Source organism: Streptococcus sanguinis, assembly GCF_020729725.1.
In the GTDB taxonomy this organism is placed as follows: Bacteria; Bacillota; Bacilli; order Lactobacillales; family Streptococcaceae; genus Streptococcus; species Streptococcus sanguinis_V.
Map to the genome: position 1 here is coordinate 785477 of NZ_JAJEPA010000005.1, position 16593 is coordinate 802069.

The 16593-nt window shown below is 42.5% G+C and carries 21 protein-coding genes and 2 pseudogenes; 2 read left to right on the forward strand and 21 right to left on the reverse strand.

The genetic code is table 11. The annotated features are described in order from the left end of the window. Positions 1-4: 4 nt before the first annotated feature. The 8 genes and pseudogenes from K4I03_RS03860 to K4I03_RS12680 form a co-directional block, all read right to left on the reverse strand. A complete protein-coding gene (locus tag K4I03_RS03860; protein ID WP_227963788.1) occupies positions 5-697 on the reverse strand; it encodes a 5'-methylthioadenosine/adenosylhomocysteine nucleosidase in 693 nt (230 codons plus the stop codon). A gap of 88 nt (positions 698-785) precedes the next feature. Continuing rightward, entirely contained in the window at positions 786-1208 is a 423-nt protein-coding gene (gene macP, locus K4I03_RS03865) for a cell wall synthase accessory phosphoprotein MacP (RefSeq protein ID WP_227963789.1), read from the reverse strand. 12 nt (positions 1209-1220) lie between these two features. Then, positions 1221-1772: an NUDIX hydrolase gene (locus tag K4I03_RS03870; RefSeq protein ID WP_227963790.1), complete on the reverse strand. Its 552-nt coding sequence runs from the start codon at positions 1770-1772 to the stop codon at positions 1221-1223. An 8-nt stretch (positions 1773-1780) separates the two neighbouring features. Beyond that, positions 1781-3160: a bifunctional UDP-N-acetylglucosamine diphosphorylase/glucosamine-1-phosphate N-acetyltransferase GlmU gene (gene glmU, locus K4I03_RS03875; RefSeq protein ID WP_227963791.1), complete on the reverse strand. Its 1380-nt coding sequence runs from the start codon at positions 3158-3160 to the stop codon at positions 1781-1783. Positions 3161-3287: 127 nt separating this feature from the next. Continuing rightward, positions 3288-4082, reverse strand: a complete 795-nt coding sequence (locus K4I03_RS03880; protein WP_227963792.1) for a hypothetical protein — start codon at positions 4080-4082, stop codon at positions 3288-3290. Between the two features lie 196 nt (positions 4083-4278). Beyond that, positions 4279-4905 (reverse strand): PadR family transcriptional regulator, encoded by a 627-nt coding sequence (locus K4I03_RS03885; protein WP_227963793.1) that lies wholly within the window; start codon positions 4903-4905, stop codon positions 4279-4281. Positions 4906-4997: 92 nt separating this feature from the next. Further along, on the reverse strand, positions 4998-5447 hold the full coding sequence (locus tag K4I03_RS03890; protein WP_125382804.1) for an ASCH domain-containing protein: 450 nt from the start codon (positions 5445-5447) through the stop codon (positions 4998-5000). Between the two features lie 50 nt (positions 5448-5497). Next, positions 5498-5674 (reverse strand): annotated as a pseudogene (locus tag K4I03_RS12680) (DUF7716 domain-containing protein); the annotation flags it as partial. Here K4I03_RS12680 and K4I03_RS03895 point away from each other — a divergent pair. Together K4I03_RS03895 and K4I03_RS03900 are read left to right on the forward strand one after the other, a co-directional pair. Beyond that, positions 5674-5937: pseudogene (locus K4I03_RS03895) on the forward strand (transposase); the annotation flags it as partial. The pseudogenes K4I03_RS12680 and K4I03_RS03895 overlap by 1 nt on opposite strands. A 186-nt stretch (positions 5938-6123) precedes the next feature. Next, complete coding sequence (locus K4I03_RS03900) at positions 6124-6813, forward strand: DUF6796 family protein (protein WP_227963794.1); 690 nt, start codon at positions 6124-6126, stop codon at positions 6811-6813. Between the two features lie 81 nt (positions 6814-6894). Here K4I03_RS03900 and K4I03_RS03905 read toward each other — a convergent pair whose 3' ends face one another. From K4I03_RS03905 to K4I03_RS12550, 13 genes are all read right to left on the reverse strand, one after another. Beyond that, positions 6895-7653 (reverse strand): GNAT family N-acetyltransferase, encoded by a 759-nt coding sequence (locus tag K4I03_RS03905; RefSeq protein ID WP_227963795.1) that lies wholly within the window; start codon positions 7651-7653, stop codon positions 6895-6897. Between the two features lie 4 nt (positions 7654-7657). Next, positions 7658-8356 (reverse strand): 3-oxoacyl-ACP reductase, encoded by a 699-nt coding sequence (locus tag K4I03_RS03910; protein WP_227963796.1) that lies wholly within the window; start codon positions 8354-8356, stop codon positions 7658-7660. Then, a complete protein-coding gene (locus K4I03_RS03915; RefSeq protein WP_227963797.1) occupies positions 8349-8585 on the reverse strand; it encodes a DUF2829 domain-containing protein in 237 nt (78 codons plus the stop codon). Before K4I03_RS03915 ends, K4I03_RS03910 begins: the two co-directional genes overlap by 8 nt. A gap of 130 nt (positions 8586-8715) precedes the next feature. Next, positions 8716-9174, reverse strand: coding sequence for a GNAT family N-acetyltransferase (locus K4I03_RS03920; RefSeq protein WP_227963798.1), 459 nt, complete (start codon positions 9172-9174; stop codon positions 8716-8718). A 15-nt stretch (positions 9175-9189) separates the two neighbouring features. Next, on the reverse strand, positions 9190-9615 hold the full coding sequence (locus K4I03_RS03925; RefSeq protein WP_227963799.1) for a GNAT family N-acetyltransferase: 426 nt from the start codon (positions 9613-9615) through the stop codon (positions 9190-9192). A gap of 63 nt (positions 9616-9678) precedes the next feature. Then, positions 9679-10689 carry a S41 family peptidase gene (locus K4I03_RS03930; protein WP_227963800.1) on the reverse strand — a complete coding sequence of 337 codons (1011 nt, stop codon included), beginning with the start codon at positions 10687-10689 and terminating at the stop codon, positions 9679-9681. 71 nt (positions 10690-10760) lie between these two features. Beyond that, positions 10761-11030: a hypothetical protein gene (locus K4I03_RS03935; protein WP_227963801.1), complete on the reverse strand. Its 270-nt coding sequence runs from the start codon at positions 11028-11030 to the stop codon at positions 10761-10763. Then, complete coding sequence (locus tag K4I03_RS03940) at positions 11017-11223, reverse strand: hypothetical protein (protein WP_049548036.1); 207 nt, start codon at positions 11221-11223, stop codon at positions 11017-11019. The genes K4I03_RS03935 and K4I03_RS03940 overlap by 14 nt, the downstream gene beginning before the upstream one ends. Continuing rightward, entirely contained in the window at positions 11224-11730 is a 507-nt protein-coding gene (locus K4I03_RS03945; RefSeq protein ID WP_227963802.1) for a hypothetical protein, read from the reverse strand. Between the two features lie 69 nt (positions 11731-11799). Further along, entirely contained in the window at positions 11800-13200 is a 1401-nt protein-coding gene (locus K4I03_RS03950) for an amino acid permease (protein WP_125408870.1), read from the reverse strand. A 156-nt stretch (positions 13201-13356) separates the two neighbouring features. Continuing rightward, a complete protein-coding gene (locus K4I03_RS03955; protein ID WP_227963803.1) occupies positions 13357-15345 on the reverse strand; it encodes an ABC transporter permease in 1989 nt (662 codons plus the stop codon). After that, positions 15345-16106, reverse strand: a complete 762-nt coding sequence (locus K4I03_RS03960; RefSeq protein ID WP_002894797.1) for an ABC transporter ATP-binding protein — start codon at positions 16104-16106, stop codon at positions 15345-15347. The genes K4I03_RS03955 and K4I03_RS03960 overlap by 1 nt, the downstream gene beginning before the upstream one ends. 178 nt (positions 16107-16284) lie before the next feature. Then, the gene (locus tag K4I03_RS12550) at positions 16285-16416 is read right to left on the reverse strand and encodes a hypothetical protein (RefSeq protein ID WP_009659231.1); all 132 of its coding nucleotides are present in this window, start codon (positions 16414-16416) and stop codon (positions 16285-16287) included. Between the last annotated feature and the right edge of the window lie 177 nt (positions 16417-16593).

Consider the following 16593-nt stretch of genomic DNA (forward strand, 5'->3'; position numbering starts at 1 on the left):
TCCCTTAAACTAACTCTTTCAGAAACTGAATCAGGGTTTCTGCCGAGCGTTTACCAGCTTCAAGAATGAATTCATCAAAAGTGACATTGGCATCATGACTTGCCGTATCACTCATGGCGCGAATAACCATAAAAGGCAGGCCAATCGAATGTGTAGCTTGAGCAATAGCTGCGCCCTCCATCTCGACAGCAAGGACATCTGGAAAATGCTCCTTGATGCGGTCAATTTTGTCTTGACCAGCAACAAAGCTGTCACCTGTCGCAATCAAACCTACTCTTGCATTTTGATGGGTTTTTTCAAAAATTTTCTTCATTTCAGCAACCAGATAGCGGCTCGCTTCAAAATAGAGCGGCTGCCGCGCCATCTGACCGTAGTCATAGCCAAAGGCCGTCACGTCCACATCATGGTAGACCAGACGATCTGCGACCACCACGTTGCCGATAGCCAGACCTTCTGCCACTGCTCCAGCTGAGCCTGTGTTAATCACGGCTGTGACCTTGAAGTCATTGACCAAAACAGCCACACTCATAGCGGACATAACTTTGCCAATCCCACTTTCGACCAACACCACTTCATGGTAGCCAATAGAGCCCGTATGATAGACATGGCCCAAACGCAGGTGCTTCTGCGGGTTTTCTAAATGCTCCAATAGAATCTTCAACTCCTCAGGCATGGCTGCGATAATTCCAATTTTCATATAATACCTCAAATAATACCTCAAATCATCTGATGAAAAAGAAGCATAGACAGGCTAGGCTTCCTTTTAAGTGCAATAAAGCTGGTTTTTAAGGCCACCAAATAATAGCAGCAATCAAACCAATCAGCAGGATGACCACCCAAAAGAGAATCTTATTGAGTTTGGCTTGAAAGAGGCTCCGCTTTTGGTTTTCAATCCGACGGCTCTTAGTCACGGTCGGATCTACCTCAATGTGCAGAGTCTCATCTGTAAACTCCCCTTGGTTTTGAGCAGTCTGATAGCCAAAACGACTCTGATTCTGCTGAGACCGAGCTTCTTCATAACCAAAGCGGTTTTGAGGGCTCTGATAACCAAACTGAGTATCCTGTCGGCTAGACTGCTGCGAGCTAAAGGAGCTTCTGCCAGTTGAAAGAATCTTGGTTTCCTCGTCATCCATGAGAGGCGGCCCCGAAATATCCTCACCGCGGTTAGCCCGCTCAATGATTTCATCTGTTAATAAAGCTTTTCCCATTGATCTACGTTCCTATTTATTCAGATTTTTTTGTTCCCAGTACTGAAGGGCCATGATAGTCTTGGCATCGGAGATGTCACCGTTTTGCAGCAACTGATGTGCCTCCTCCAGACTGACTTCAAAAAGTTCCAAGGTTTCATCTTCGTCTTGGGGACGAGGGTTTTCGACCTTTGTCAAATGGCTGGCGCTGTAGAGCTTGATTTTTTCATTGCAAAAACCGATGGCAGAGTAAAAATCATAGACCAACTCCAGCTGTCCTGTATAGCCGGTCTCTTCTTCTAATTCTCGGAGGGCAGCCGCTTGGGGATCTGCATTCTCTCCTAGCTCAAGTTTCCCAGCTGGAATCTCGTAAGAAGTCGCTTCAATGGCCTTGCGGTACTGCTTGACTAAAATCATCTTATTTTCCGGGGTGATAGCAATTACAGCCACCGCCCCATTATGAAAAATCAAATCCCTTTGGGCCTGACCTTTGCCCTCCGGCAGCTCTACCTGGTCGCGAACCACTTTAAAAATCGGTCCCTGATAAATTTCCGTACGTTGGACGGTTTTTTCTTCAAATTCCATGACTGAACCTACTTATTTTGAGGATGATGAGGAAGACGCTTAGCATAATCTTCCTTGTTAATCTGACGGCCACGTCCCAGAGCAATGGCATCTGCTGGTACGTCCTTGGTAATAGTAGAACCCGCACCGACCAGTGAGTTGTCACCTAGCTCAACTGGAGCAATAATGGTCGAGTTGGAACCAACAAAGACATTGTCGCCAATGATAGTCTTGTACTTCTTCTGACCATCATAATTGACCGTAATGGTACCTGCACCAAAGTTGACATTAGCGCCAACTTCAGAGTTTCCAATGTAGGTCAAATGACCAGCCTTGGTATTTTCGCCAATTGACGATCCTTTAACTTCAACAAAGTTTCCGACATGGACATCCTTAGCCAGACTAGAACCTGGACGGATATGAGCGTAAGGCCCTACCGTTACTCCATCTGCAACACTTGATTCTTCAATCATGGAGTTGGTGATAACGGTCCGCTCTCCAATGACAGAGTCCACGATGTAGGTACCATTAGTCAGGATAGTCTCTGCCCCAATCTTGGTCTGACCTTTCAGGGTCACATTTGCTTCAACTTGAACCTCTGGCGCAATTTCTACATCCACATCGATATAGGTCGCATGAGGATTGACAAAGCTGACACCATTGACCATATGCTGCTGGTTAATCCGACGGCGCATAACACTTTCAGCTGTAGCTAGAGCCACGCGGTCATTAACCCCCAAACTTTCATCAAAGTCTTTGAGCGTATAAGCGCCGACTTTTTCACCATTTTCGCGGAAAATACCAATCACATCTGTGATATAGTATTCGCCTTGAGCATTATTAGTATTAATATTTTTGAGGGCTTCAAAGAGACGAGCATTGTCAAAGACGTAAGTCCCTGTATTGATTTCCTTGATTTGCTGCTCAAAGTCAGAAGCATCCTTCTGCTCAACAATTTTCAAAACTTCGTCATGTTGATTGCGAACGATACGGCCATAGCCGAAAGGATTATCTGCTTCAGCTGTTAGGATAGTCGCAACATTCTTGTGGTTGATATGGAAGTCAATCAGATTTTTCAGGCTTTCTCCTGTAATCAAAGGAGTGTCGCCAGCAATGACCAGCGTCTGACCTGTCAGATTTTCCAAAACAGGCTCGGCCATCATAACGGCATGACCAGTTCCCAACTGCTCGGTCTGACGGACAAAGTCTGTCTGACCTGCCAAGACTTGCTCAACTAGCTCCGCCTTGTGGCCAACGACTGTCACGGTCTTTTCTGGATTAATAGCATTGACGCTGCGGAAAACATGTTCCAGCATGGAAATCCCTGCAACCTTGTGCAGCACTTTTGGCAAATCTGACTTCATGCGAGTACCCTTACCCGCAGCCAAAATAATCGCGTAATTTGTCATCAATTATCTCTTTTCTGTAGGATATCACCTTTATTATATCACTAAAAGGTAATTTTTAAAAATTTAAAATCAAGCCATCCCCTTAAAAATCTGCAACAAAAAAACTTTTGCACAAAAAAATCAGCCTTTAAACAGCTGATTTTGCTTCTTTTTCTTTGATTTTCTTTGGAAGATGAACTTTAGCCTTGCCATAGTCCTTGAAGACAGCCCGCTGCTTGAAGTAAATCAATTCTCCATCTAAGGCTGTATCTTCGTCCAAATCCATGGTCATATCAATAGAGCGAATGGTCCGAGTCTTAGGGTCAACCACAAAGGCGACCTGACACTTCTCAATGTCGATGGTCGTATCATAATGTTCATCATTATAAGCATAGTAGAAGGCATCGATAAGATCATAGGCCAAATCACCTTCTGCTGTCACCGAAAACTCATAGCCCCCATCCACTTTTTTCTTAGTCAGTTCTGACTCATTATCTACCATGACCTGCAGCAAAGCCTTAAAGGAGGACATGCCCGAATAGCCATCAATATGTTTCCGGGAGTCGGTGTCATCAATGGTCTCAAATCCATCCTTTTCTTCCAAGTACATCCGATCCTCACTGAAATAATGGGTCAGTTCTTGATCATCATAGGTTTCGTAAAGCTTGGCTAAATAAGGTGAATCTGAAACAGTCAGCTGTTTAACTGTCTCAGCTTTTCTTTTTTTGTAGCCTTCTAGATAGGTCGACTCAGACAGCCGATCCATGTAGAAACTATCATGATCGAATTTTTTCAAGGATGCATCCACCACAGCCGACAGCTTAAAGCGGGATTCAAGAGCTTCTGCGATTCCTCCAGGCTTAAAGTAAGTATAGAGAAAGGTTCCGCCAATCAGTACAAAGCAGACACAGCCGTAAATGATAAAAAAATGAACCTTCTTCAAAATTAATCCTCCTAGAAGCCTTCTGTCGTTTTATAGCTTATATTATAAGCTTTTTTAGAGCTATTTTCAATCTTTTTCAGAAACGGTCTTTGAAGACTGTAGCGGAAGAAATGCTAATTTTTTTTTCAAACTCTCAAAGTCATTGCCAAATGTATCTACAAGTCAAGTAGCCGCTGCTTTTTGAATACTTAGTATCTCAGCCCTCTTTCTCATTTTTAGCCAACTGCTGGCGAAGCTTGCTAAACCATTCCAACTGAAAGCGGGCCGAATCCAGCCCAAATTCGAGCGTCTTTATTTCAAAATAACCAATCTGGGAAATACTTTCAGCTAAATCAGCCGCCTGACTGGTCTCTATCAGCTCTGTAGCCAGATGGCTGTTCTGCTCTAGATAGGCTTTTACCTTTTCTTGTTCCTCCGTAAAACGAATCGCGTCTTTGACAGCTTCAAACTCTTGGACTTCAACTTCCAGTCCCTCAATGGTCAAATCCAGCATCTGAAGCTGCTCTTTCTTAGGAAGATAACCCATAAAGAGGAATTTCCCCAAGTCCATATTCTTATTCTTGCTCATGTCGATAGGCGTTTTAAGCCACCCCAAAAACAAGATTCGTCCCGAAGCAGTAATGGCATATTCCTTCTTCATTTTTCCTTTTTCTACATACTCCGAATAAGTCACTGCTCCTTGCTGGGACAGTTTTTTTAAGGCTGCTTGGATACTATCTAGACTGTCACTGCACATAGAGCTGAAATTTTGCCGCATCACCTGACGAATTTCATAAACTGTAAAATGTTTTATCATGAGTAAGCCTAAAATTAATTTATCCATTTCTCCTCCAAATCACGATTTTTATATACCTAATAGCAACACTTTTATTTCGATTTATCAAGGACAAACAAAAAGCCTATTCAAAAATAGATTTAAGCTTGATCCAGCGGATAGGCCTTGCGAAATTCTTCTAGGACGACACCCGTTTCTTGCGAAAATTCCAAACCGGCTTCCGCCAGACACTCCGTAAAAAATTCCTGATGGACTTGTTGCCAGTAGGCCAAGGATTTGTCTCCTTCTCCTTCCTTAAAGGCGTGTTCGGCTGAAACCTCATTAAAAGGTACCACAGAGACTTTGGTGATTTCAATGATACAGACTGCCTTGTCCTGACTGTCTAAAATGACATCAAAGCTTCCTGCCTGCGGCAAGGGCTCATTTTCAAGCTTATAGAGCTCATAGGCAGAAGCCGTCGCTGTCTTTTCACCACGCAGCACTAAGTCAGCAAGCTCATCTGCCAAGTCACCGAAGGCCCAGGCGTCAATATCGTCGCCAATCTTTGGATTGATTTTCTTGTATGCCTGCCACATTTCTTTTGGGGTCATCACTTCTCCTGTCTTTCTAAAATGATAATTATTGTTTATAAAAAATCTTCCTACAAAACTGTATCTTTATCAAAATCCATAAAGTCATCATGCTCATAATAGTAAATCAGAGCCTGTAAACACTCTTGATCAGTCACTTCTGCTTTCTGCTCCATGACTGACAAGAGAACATCCGCAAAATCTTCACCGTAATAAATCAGCTCCAGCTCCTGCTCCCTTACTTGTCTTTGGACTCATTGAAGATACCATTTCTTATGTAAATCCTATTTTTCAAACTGTTTTTAAGACCTTCTTGAAAAACAAGGATAAGATCCTGAACGCACTGGAACTGCCCTACTCAAACACAAAACTAGAAGCTACTAACAACCTCATCAAAGTCATCAAGCGAAACGCTTTCGGATTTCGGAACTTTGACAATTTTAAAACTAGAATCCTCATCGCTTTGAACATCAAAAAGGAGAGGACTGATTTAGTCCTCTCCAGATTATAACTTCTCATCAACCCACTACAGTTGACAAAGAGCCCAAAAATCAAACATTTCCCACACTTTCTGAAATCATTTCATCCCCTTACATAGAAAGCAGACACCATTTTATAGCCTCTAGGCATTTCGAGACTTGCTTCCGTAACAAACCTTTAGTAAAATGTTAGTAACACAAGTCTAAAGGAGGCGCTTATGACTCAAAAAACGATCCATCGCTGGGCTCCCTGGTCTATTTTAGGAAGCTGGCTGATTTATGTTGCAGATATATTGATTGCTATCTCTGACGGTTTTGGAAAGGGATTTTGGCAGCACATGCCTGATTTAGCAGCTTGGAAAGTTGATTTTGCAGGCTATGCCTTACTTCTTTTCCCGCTTTTAGGAATGGGCGTCTATATCCTCTCTATCGGACTGAGACAAAAATGGCTAGGAATAGTAGGAGCTTGGATTCTCATGACTGTCTGTGTTTTCCTCCACACCAGCTATTTCTATTTTGCCGCTACTTCGCGGCTGTATGCCCAAAATCCCTCTGCCGATATTGCAAAATTACTAGAAAGCTTTTCAATAGTGAAAAATAACTTTCTGCTTATTTATTTCGTACTTATGGCTGTACTTCTCCTATTTATTGTTATCCTCGTTTTGAGTAAGAAAACGGCTTACCCGCGCTGGTTTGCCCTAACAACTCCCTTAACAGGAATTCTCCTTAGTCGGCTACTCAGCGCTATTGCACCAGCCCTTCGTGAAATGCTTTCTCCTATTCTCATTCCCGCCTTTTGGTTTGCTTTAATGATAACAATAGCCATGATTTTTGCCCTAAAGGACAAAAACTTTACCAACAAGGAAGCAAGTAGCTGTCCTGAAAATTCAGTTCTCCATTTTCCTTAGCATACAAACAGAAATCATCATCTAGCTCTTCCGATTTTACAGCCTCAATGATGTCTTTTAAGAAATAGGTTTGGTTTTTCTTCATTGGTCAAAAGTCCCTTTCCATTCATAAGCTGGATAAGCTCCTAGGCACTGATAGCCCAAGCTTTCTGCGACTTTTTTGGAGGCTTCATTGTGCGCATCCCATAGAGGAAAGAGTAAGCGTTTTCGAGCTTCTAAAATCATCTGGGCACCTAAAATTTTGGCCAAGCCCTGTCTTTGGTAGGCTGGCTTGGTGGCAATTTCAATCTCAAGAGCTCCATGATAGACCAATCCTGTCGATACGCCAGCTATGATTTCCTCTCCTGAATAGAGTAAAAAGCCAAAGCCACCCGCCGCTTGAAAATGGTCAAAATCGGAAAAATCACCCTGCAAATCCTGAGACCAGGCTTCCTCAGCCAAACGCTCATAACTCTCCTTATCAATCAGACAAAGGTAGTAGTTTGCAGGTAGCCTGCGCTGCCATTTCTCCAAAGCCTCTGTGTCAAAGGCAACCCTGTCCGCAAAAGCATAGCGAGTAAACTTGCCCAACTCACTCTGACTATCCAAAAACTCTTGCCAGCTGGGCTCCTCGGAGATAATGATCTTGTCAGCCAAGCTGTATTTTGTTCTATAATCCTGCCAAAAATCCGGATCCACCTGACCAGCCGGAAAGATGAAATTTCCTAGTTGGTAAAGGCAGGATGTCTCAGGCGCGTTCATGAAGAACTGCCCTAGACCAGCATCCAAACCGGAAATTACCATATTTTTGGACCAGGTTTGGAAAAGATTCTTAACTTTTTCATTGTTCGCATTCTTCATTTCCTTACTTCAAACTCCAGCCACCGTCGATTTTGATAATCTCGCCCTGCATAGCAGCTGCCTTACCACTGGCTAGAAAGAGGCTGACGTCTGCCACTTCCTGAGGATCCAGCCAGCGCTTGATAGGCGTTTTCTCAGCAACCCAGTCTGCCAGTCCTCCTGGCTCAAAATCTGAGGCAGTCATGGCTGTCTTGACTGCGCCTGGCGCTAGGCCAAACACTTGGATATTTTTATCCGCATAGTCTAAGGCTATCTGCTTGGTCAGGCCAGCCAGAGCATGCTTAGAGGCTGTATAGGCAGCACCGCCGCCGCCAGCCAGAAAGCTAGCAATTGAGCACATATTAATGATGATACCGAACTTTTTCTCCAGCATTTTCTGCAGGTAAAAGCGAGTGATTTTCATTGTAGCGGTCAGATTGAGCGCAAAAATCTGCTCCCAGTCCTCGTCGCTGGTCTCGTGCAGGGGACGATAATCGTCCAAAATACCGGCTGTATTACAGAGAATGTCCACCTCAGGCAAGCTAGAAAAGAGCGGTGTCAAATCGCCTGTCAAATCCATCTTGACAAAACGAAGCTCATTTAGAAAGCCAGGGTTTTCATCCTTGTCCACCCCGTAGACGCGGTAGCCATTTTCCAAAAAGGTCAGAGCCTGAGCTCGGCCGATGCCAGAGCTAGCTCCCGTCACTAGTACCGTCTTAGTCATCTACTTCCACCCAATCTGTCGCGAGGACATCACAAGGAGTCGGACTCCACACGGAGAAGCCCTCCCCCTCACCAGAAACATTGATGAGGAAATAAGGTGTCACTTCAAGAGCCACCCCATTTTGTTCAATCGTGTCAAAGAGCTGGACGTAGTTCTCTGCCCCACCCCAGCCTGTACGCACATATTTTTTCTTGGCCTTAAGGCCTGGTAAAATTTCTTCAAATGTCATGGTTTTCTCCTTTTGCTTATTGGTAATCTTTGACAAATTCCCTACTAGCCGCCAGTAGTCATAAGTATATTGAACAACTTTTGCTTGACTGTCAATAATTTTATCTGACGCTTTGCAACAAAGTCTAAAATTAGACCTTCTTCTCCATCTCAATAAAGAGTTGAATATCCCCATTGCTTTCCTGCGGGATGCGCCTCACCACTTCAAAGCCCATGTTGAGATAAAGCTGCTGGGCTCGGTGATTGAAGTCAGCCACGGATAGACTTATGACTCGGGGCGCAAATTTTTCCATGATAAAGTCCAGAATTTCCTGCAGAAATCCAGCGCCCTGACCTTTTCCACAGTGCTCCGGCTTCATCCCCAAACCAAGCTCCAAAGTGCGCTCTCCTTTCTGCTCCAAGCAGAAAAATCCATAGAGTTCTCCTTCACTCAGGACTTGATAATAACGGTCTCCACGCGCTTCAGGGGAGACCATTTCTTCATAATCCTCCAGGTCATTTTTCATGTCATAAAAGTCATAAGGTACCTCATAATGCCAGTCCTTGGCAATTTCCAAAGCATGCTGCTGAGTTAGTGGTTCAATCATCATCTACTCCTCCTTTCTCTAAAATCCCCAATAAAATCGTTTCTGGTCTGCTTTTTCGCTGCAGCCGAGGCTGCGATAAAATTCATGGGCTGCGGAGCGGGAAATGCCTGAATTAATCCGAATTCCTGTGTAGCCTGCTGCTTTTCCCTCTTCACGCAAAGCTTGCATCAGAGCTCTGCCATGTCCCTGCCCTTGAAAATCCTGAGCGACGGCCAAAGCCAAGAGATTGAGCAAGGACGGGAAATAGAGACAGTCGTAGCTAGCAGCATGAGCGTAGCCTATGACCTGACCGTCTTCTTCAACTACCAAAATCAAATGCTGGTCATTCTCTAGCAGCCTCTTCAGTTGAGCCTCCGTCGCTTTCCTATCGAAATCATAGCCCAGACACTCAGCATTAAGTCGCTGAATGGCTGCGGCGTCCCTTAGTTTTACTTTACGAATCATTTGTCACCTCGTTCTTCTCTTTATTATAGCAGAAAAGCAGTCTCTTTGACTGCTTTCAATGAACTATTCTCCTATCTGTCCCTTCAACCAAGACTCCGCCTCTTCTAAAGGCTGGTCTGTTAGGACATCGGGCTGGATTGCCTCATTCTCATAAAGCTTGCCCGTGCGATCTAGGATACTCGAGGTAGTCAAGAGCAAAACCGCCCCATCATATAGTTGATAATAATTATTTCCCGTAGTATAGCTTGCCGTTGGCTGACCAAATATTTTAACATTTTCCAGTCCTTCAAAAGCTAGCGCTGTTATTTCTCCCGAGCTTCCTGTCCGTTCATTGATAAGGACAGCTATTGGCACTTTCTTTGCTTTCTCATTAGTCGGCTCCAGACCAAGCTGCTTCAGAACATCTGATCGAGAAACTGCGCTCTTGCTTCCATTTTTATAAACGAATTGGAAGAGGTCTTCATCAGGCAAAAGAGAGGACAGTCCAGCAATCATCGGATACATATTCCCGCCGGTATTATCTCTCAAATCTACTACAACCGCCTGATAGTCATCCTTTCTAAGAGCTGCTGAAAGTTTCTCAGCATAAGCTTTCGCTGCCTGTGCATCACCAGTGAAAGCAGGAACTTTTAAATAGAGAATACCCTCCCGATTCTGCACTTCAGGCTGGTTTTTGCTTTCTGGACTATTTTCGGGATTATCCTGTGGACTTAAAAAATAAGAATGCTTTCCGCCAGCCTCTTTGGTTAATTTTTCCAAGACAGGATAGGTGTCTTGATAAGTCTTGGCTGATTCAAGCTTCTCTAAAGCTTTCTTTTTCTCATTTTCCCAATCTTTGTCCGTATAAAGACCAAAATCAAGCTTTTTCACAACCGAGCGGGCATATTCCTGCGGACTAGGTGGAAAAAGAAAAATCCCATAGTCTGGACCAAAGTAGGCTAGAAAACCTATTAAAAGAGCAAGTAAAACCAGCACTGTTCCCGAGCAACCTAAAAGGACTTTTTTCATAATCACACAACCTTTCTTGTGAGGATTTCTGAGCTGATTATAGCAAAATAGAGACACGTTTTCCATGTCTCTACCTTACATTTATCATCGTCAATCTTACATTTTTGTAAGATGATTTCATTTAAATCTACAGAAGCTTATTTCCATCTCTCACTCTTAGAGAATGCAATCATCAAACTAGACCCAGCTAGAACTGCCAGAATAAGAAGACAGATATTTTTCAGTGGATAGAGCCAGTCTTTATTTTTCTCGTGCCAAGTTGTCTTCCAAAGTCGAACATAATCAGCATGCATATCTTCAGGCTGGTTCAGCTGAATATTAATCACAATCGCCAATAAGATCAAGGCGATAAAAGCAAGGGCAAAGAGCCAGATTTTCTTCTTTTGGCTTAGGTTAAGTTTTTTCATTCTTTTCTCCTTCTATTAGTTCAAATTCTATCTCTTTGTCTCCACTAACTTCTATACCTCTGAAAAACAAGACTATTCCAATAAAAATAGGTATTAATAAAAAGAATCTGGGCTGAGTAAAAAACATAACAAATAATACTACACTCGATAAAGTACCTATTACCAATAATTGACGAATACTAAATCGCTTCATTTACCACACCTCTATTCTGTTGGGCAATTTTTTAATAGGCTCTTTTGTTCTTACTTTTCCAATCAAGCTAAGTTTGCAACCTTTTTTATTTAGAAAAGATTCAAGCCGTTTCTTTCTATAATATTTTACAAGAAACATAGCAAGAAGCATCGATCCTATTGCCACACCAATATTTACAAGACCAATTCCGATATTCATTGGTCGATTTATTGGTCCAAAGAAAAAATTTAGTGGAATTATTTTTCTCAGCATTCTAGCTAAGATAAGACCTATGGAAGTTCCTGCAATAGCAGGTAGATTATTTGATTTGTTTAAAAATTCAGTATGGGGTATGAAAGAATAGTCTGTTTGATAAACCTTTCGAAAACTGCCCCAGGAAATTGTTCCATTTCTTTCCACGAGATATTCCTGTCCATTATCAGAAATTATTAAGAACCATCCGAGAAAAGTTTTCTTACCATTCAAAGAGATATTATAGCATCGGCCTTTTATACAATTTTTCTTCATAAAACTCTTTCTGCTTTATTTATAGTTACCAAGTTTCTACATTAGATCTTATCAACCAATCTCTTAACCCTACTTCTCTTTTACAGCGATTTCAGAGTTTCGATAGCCATAGAAGGCATAGATGAGACTTCCCAGCGCTAGGGTAATTCCAAAGGCCTGCCAGGTTTCCTTGGTATACTGGGTCATGAAGGACAGGCAGATGATAATGGATAAAATTGGTGTCAGAGGTACTAAAGGCGTTTTGAATTCTCCAGCTTTTGGCATTCCTTGATCTTTCCGCAGTTTCAAGACAGCCAGTGCCAATAAAATCAGATAGGCCAAGGTACAGATATTTAGGAAAGAGGCAATGCTAGCCAAGGGAAAGATACCCGCACAGACAGCTGAGGCAATCCCTACTAAAATCGTTGCATTCTTTGGAACCCGACTGTTCTCTGTCAATTTTTTGAAAGAGCGGGGCAAGAGACCATCACGCGCAATACTGTAAATCATCCGCGACAGAGCATAGGTCATGGAGATACAGACCGTAATCAGAGTCAAAATAGCGACGACAGAGATATAGTTGGCTGCCCAGCCAAGTCCGATGCTGCGCAAGGCAAAGGCCACCGCATCTGAGACATCCAGCTTGCTATAGTGGACAACCCCAGTCAAGACCAAGGTCACCAAAATATAGAGAATGGTCACGATGCTCAAGGATAAGACAATCCCACGCGGAACATTCTTTTGAGGCTCTTTGATTTCATCGACCGCCATGGAAATGGACTCAAAGCCCAGAAAAGCAAAGAACATGAGTGAAGCCCCAGCCATGATGCCGATCTTGCCGCCATAAATTTCTCCAAAGCCAAAAGGTGCAAAGTTAGACCAATTTTCTGGTTTGATGAAGAAAAATCCTGCAATGATAAAAAGTGCCAAGGCTGAGAATTTCAAGACCACCAAGGCTGAGTTGAAGCGCAGGGCTGCCTTGGAGTTCAGAAGGACAACTCCCGTAACAAAGGCCAAGACCAGAATAGGCAGCAAGTCCACATAAGTACCTGCTTTTGGATTGAAGGTGCCATTCAGAGCTGCCGGCAGTTGGATGCCAAAGCCGCTCAGCAAGCCCTTCAGATAAGAACCCCAGCCAGAGGCAACACCTGAAATAGCGGTCATGAACTCCATGATGGTCAGCCAGCCAGCCAGCCAAGCAGGAAATTCTCCCAGAACCGCATAAATATAACTATAGGCTCCGCCATTGGCCGGAATCCGTGAGGCAAACTCAGCGTAAAAAAGAGCTGAAATACTCACACAAAGAGCTGAAATGACAATCGAAACGGTCAGAGCAGGCCCAGCATATTTGGCTGCCCCGGTCCCTGTGATGGTAAAAATCCCAGTTCCTACCATTGCTCCAATACCAAGCAAAATTAAATCAGGAATTTTCAAGTGACGGCGCATGCCCGTTCTATCCTTGCTAGCATCTTTTTTTCTAAATATATTCATCTATTTTTATTCTCCTAATTGCATTAACGTCCTATTTTATCATATTTCCACGCTTTTAGGAATCTTTCTCAGAAATTTACCGAAAAGAAAGGCTGAGAGAAATCTCAGCCTAAGTCTTTAAAATAGATGAAAGCTATATGAAGCCTGTCTCTACTATCACATAGCCACAATTTTGCGATAGCTGCGAGAAGTAATGAGAAAGACACCGACATATACTGCAATAAACAGAGCACAAACACCCAGAGTCATCACTAACATGAGTGTGGCATTCAGCACCCCTAAAGCAGATAAAATCAAGCTCAGCATGTGATAGGCAAATGCCAAATGAAGAAAAGCAAAGATTAGTGGTAGGAAAAAGACTATCAGAATTTGCCTACGAATCGTTTTCTTAATTTGTTTTTCGTCCAATCCAACCTTTTGTAAAATAACAAAGCCTTCTCGATCTTCATAGCCTTCAGAAATCTGCTTGTAGTAGATGATAAGAACAGTTCCAAGCATAAAAACGATTGATAGGAAAATTCCAATAAAGAACATACCACCTAGCATTCCTTTTATTTCTTGCTTATCGAAGGCTGTCACCGAACCATAAATACCTTGATTTTCAGGTAAGGTGGTATTAAAACTGCTTAACTTTTCTTGGTATGCTTCTTTTAGTTTTCTCTGTTCTTCTTTTGGAAGCTTGAGATTTAATCCTCCATAATAGTTAACATTGACAGCGTAATCGTTCATAAATGAAGAAAAGATTTGACTCGGATTTTTAGCTACCATATAGATTTTTTCAGGCACTATCATATTCATCGGATCGGGTATATTACCGAAAACGAAATCTTCTTTTAATTTTCTCTTGATTTTTAAATTTTTATCAGCTAGCTGTAAATCTTTTTTGCTGTCTAGTTCCAGTCCTTGCTCAAATATGGCTACTTCATCATCTTTAAGCTGAAGATTTTGACCCGTCATTCCTTGATAATCACTCTCAGAAATGGCCAAAATATAAAGATTTGGAGTGAATGATTTCTGTCCCTTAGAATAAATATCTAGCTGATTACCAGCTCGGCTTCTAACTCCTATCGTATAATACTGGTAAATAACTTTTTTACTAATCTGTAGCTGCTGCTCTTGAACAAACTCTGTCAAAGCTTGGTCCAGCACCTCACCTGTTATTTCTTTTCCTTGGATACTGAAATCATGCGGGAACATGGCATTCTGCATATAATCACCGCCAGCATAAATGTTAGCTCCACCAGATAAGGTAACCAAAACCATTGTCGACAAAATAGAAATCGTCGCTAAACCGATTGCATTTTTCTTCATTCGAAAAATTAGATTAGATACCGAAATCATGTTATCAGGCTGATAATAAAATGTCTTCTTCTTTTTCAAAAATTGTAAGAAAACAGTCGTTCCTGCATTGAAAAGTAGATAAGTCCCTAGAATAACAAAAAGTACAGCTACGAAGAAAATGATAATGGCTGCCATCGGATTAGATACACCTAAAGCAAGATAATAGCCAAAAGCGAGAGAAGACATACCAATAATAGTTTGCAAGAGTAAAAAGCGACTCTTTTTCTCCCCGCTATTTTTTTCTTTGACTAATTGCAGAGCATCAAACTTTCTTAAGTAAAAGCCGTTTTTAATTAGCAAACAGAAAAATACAAAAGCATAGAAAATGATAATCAATACCAATACAAAAGGTTGAAATGTCGAAACTAGAACCACCTTGGTACCCATGAGCTTGAGCAAAAAGGCATAAATCAACTGGTCAAAGAGAAGACCTATAGTCAGCCCCAAGCTTACAGCCACTAGCCCGAAAATCAGAAGCTCAATAAAAGTCATAACAAAGAGATGACGCTTATTAAGACCTAGCATACCATAAAGCCCCAGCTCCTTGGAGCGATTCTTCATGACAAATTGATTGGCATAAAAGACAATAATTCCAGCTGTGATGTTCACAATAACAACCCCTAGAACCAAAACGAGGATAACAGAGCTGGCACCTGTCATTTTGGATAGATTGGGATTAAAAGCCAGGGAGTTGAAAATATAAGAAATGGCTACAGCCACACAGGTAGCCAGTGCAAAAGGATAATAGAGACGGCGGTTCTTAATCAGATTGGATACCGCCAATTTTGCTGCTAATCGAAACACTAGTCCTTCACCTCACTTGCCATAACTGTCAGAGTGTCAGAAATCTCTTGGAACATCTGCCGCTCAGTCTTGTCACCGCGGAAGATTTGATTATAAAGAATCCCATCCTTGATAAAGAGCACCCGCTTGGCGCGGCTAGCTGCTGCCGTTGAGTGGGTCACCATGAGAATGGTTTGACCGCGGGCATTAATATCATCAAAGACATCAAGCAGAGCTGCCGAAGATTTGGAATCCAAAGCTCCCGTCGGCTCGTCCGCCAGCAGAATCTCAGGGTCTGTGATGATGGCCCGAGCCACTGCTACCCGCTGCTTTTGACCACCAGAAATCTCATAAGGAAACTTCTCTTGTAGCTTGTTAATCCCTAGCTCATTGCAAGTCGTAACCAGCTTTTGCATCATCTCGGTAATGGGACGACGAGAGAGGACTAGCGGCAGAAGAATATTATCCTTGACTGATAGGGTGTCCAGCAGGTTGAAATCCTGAAAGACAAATCCTAATTTTTCTCGGCGGAAACTGGAAGCCTGGCTGTTTTTGATGGTTGCTGTGTCAGTTCCGTTGAGAAAGACGCGGCCCTCAGTCGGCTTGTCCAGCATGGCTAGGATGTTGAGCAGGGTGGATTTCCCAGAGCCTGACTCCCCCATGATGGCGACATACTCGCCTTTTTCTACCGTAAAGTGAATGTCTTTCAGTGCCTCTACTTGGCTGCCCTGAAAGCGAGTTTTATAAATCTTTTTCACGTGTTGTACGTCTAATAATGTCATACTCGAACCTCTTCTTTATTTAACTTGATACTACTATCATACCGGAAAGACAGACAAGTTTCCATAACCTAATCTTTCATTTTGCCTGCCAATCTTACATTTTTGTCATCTTGTGCTCCAAGTCGGATAAAGAGAAAAGTCAACTGACCTTTCTCTCATCCTTAAATACTGGAAACTATCAGTGGCTGTACTGCAGCCAGAAATAATATTGACTGGAAGCACAGCCTAGGCGAGTCTTCTCGATTTCTTCCTTGGAAATCTTTTGAGCTTTAGGTTTACTTTGGCGATGGTTAAAAAGATTGATTTTCATAGCAAGCCTCCTTCTTGAAATCTGATTATTAGTTTGGAAGACGTTTATCTTCTTTTTCTTTACACTTATAGGATACCGAATTCCCAGGCTAGCTGCCATAAGATAACCTTTCATTTTAGCCTTTAAACTTACATTTTTGTCACTTAGAAAAATAGTTTTCGATTGCCCTTAAACTGC

Bases quoted from the DNA above. Each gene is read 5' to 3' on its own strand.
- K4I03_RS03905 (WP_227963795.1), bottom strand. From the start codon at position 7,653: ATGAAGAATGCGAACAATGAAAAAGTTAAGAATCTTTTCCAAACCTGG.
- K4I03_RS03860 (WP_227963788.1), bottom strand. From the start codon at position 697: ATGAAAATTGGAATTATCGCAGCCATGCCTGAGGAGTTGAAGATTCTA.
- K4I03_RS03915 (WP_227963797.1), bottom strand. From the start codon at position 8,585: ATGACATTTGAAGAAATTTTACCAGGCCTTAAGGCCAAGAAAAAATAT.
- K4I03_RS03920 (WP_227963798.1), bottom strand. From the start codon at position 9,174: ATGATGATTGAACCACTAACTCAGCAGCATGCTTTGGAAATTGCCAAG.
- K4I03_RS03900 (WP_227963794.1), top strand. From the start codon at position 6,124: ATGACTCAAAAAACGATCCATCGCTGGGCTCCCTGGTCTATTTTAGGA.
- K4I03_RS03870 (WP_227963790.1), bottom strand. From the start codon at position 1,772: ATGGAATTTGAAGAAAAAACCGTCCAACGTACGGAAATTTATCAGGGA.
- glmU (WP_227963791.1), bottom strand. From the start codon at position 3,160: ATGACAAATTACGCGATTATTTTGGCTGCGGGTAAGGGTACTCGCATG.
- K4I03_RS03935 (WP_227963801.1), bottom strand. From the start codon at position 11,030: ATGAAAAAACTTAACCTAAGCCAAAAGAAGAAAATCTGGCTCTTTGCC.
- K4I03_RS03885 (WP_227963793.1), bottom strand. From the start codon at position 4,905: ATGGATAAATTAATTTTAGGCTTACTCATGATAAAACATTTTACAGTT.
- macP (WP_227963789.1), bottom strand. From the start codon at position 1,208: ATGGGAAAAGCTTTATTAACAGATGAAATCATTGAGCGGGCTAACCGC.
- K4I03_RS03945 (WP_227963802.1), bottom strand. From the start codon at position 11,730: ATGAAGAAAAATTGTATAAAAGGCCGATGCTATAATATCTCTTTGAAT.
- K4I03_RS03925 (WP_227963799.1), bottom strand. From the start codon at position 9,615: ATGATTCGTAAAGTAAAACTAAGGGACGCCGCAGCCATTCAGCGACTT.
- K4I03_RS03960 (WP_002894797.1), bottom strand. From the start codon at position 16,106: ATGACATTATTAGACGTACAACACGTGAAAAAGATTTATAAAACTCGC.
- K4I03_RS12550 (WP_009659231.1), bottom strand. From the start codon at position 16,416: ATGAAAATCAATCTTTTTAACCATCGCCAAAGTAAACCTAAAGCTCAA.
- K4I03_RS03940 (WP_049548036.1), bottom strand. From the start codon at position 11,223: ATGAAGCGATTTAGTATTCGTCAATTATTGGTAATAGGTACTTTATCG.
- K4I03_RS03910 (WP_227963796.1), bottom strand. From the start codon at position 8,356: ATGACTAAGACGGTACTAGTGACGGGAGCTAGCTCTGGCATCGGCCGA.
- K4I03_RS03950 (WP_125408870.1), bottom strand. From the start codon at position 13,200: ATGAATATATTTAGAAAAAAAGATGCTAGCAAGGATAGAACGGGCATG.
- K4I03_RS03890 (WP_125382804.1), bottom strand. From the start codon at position 5,447: ATGACCCCAAAAGAAATGTGGCAGGCATACAAGAAAATCAATCCAAAG.
- K4I03_RS03930 (WP_227963800.1), bottom strand. From the start codon at position 10,689: ATGGAAAACGTGTCTCTATTTTGCTATAATCAGCTCAGAAATCCTCAC.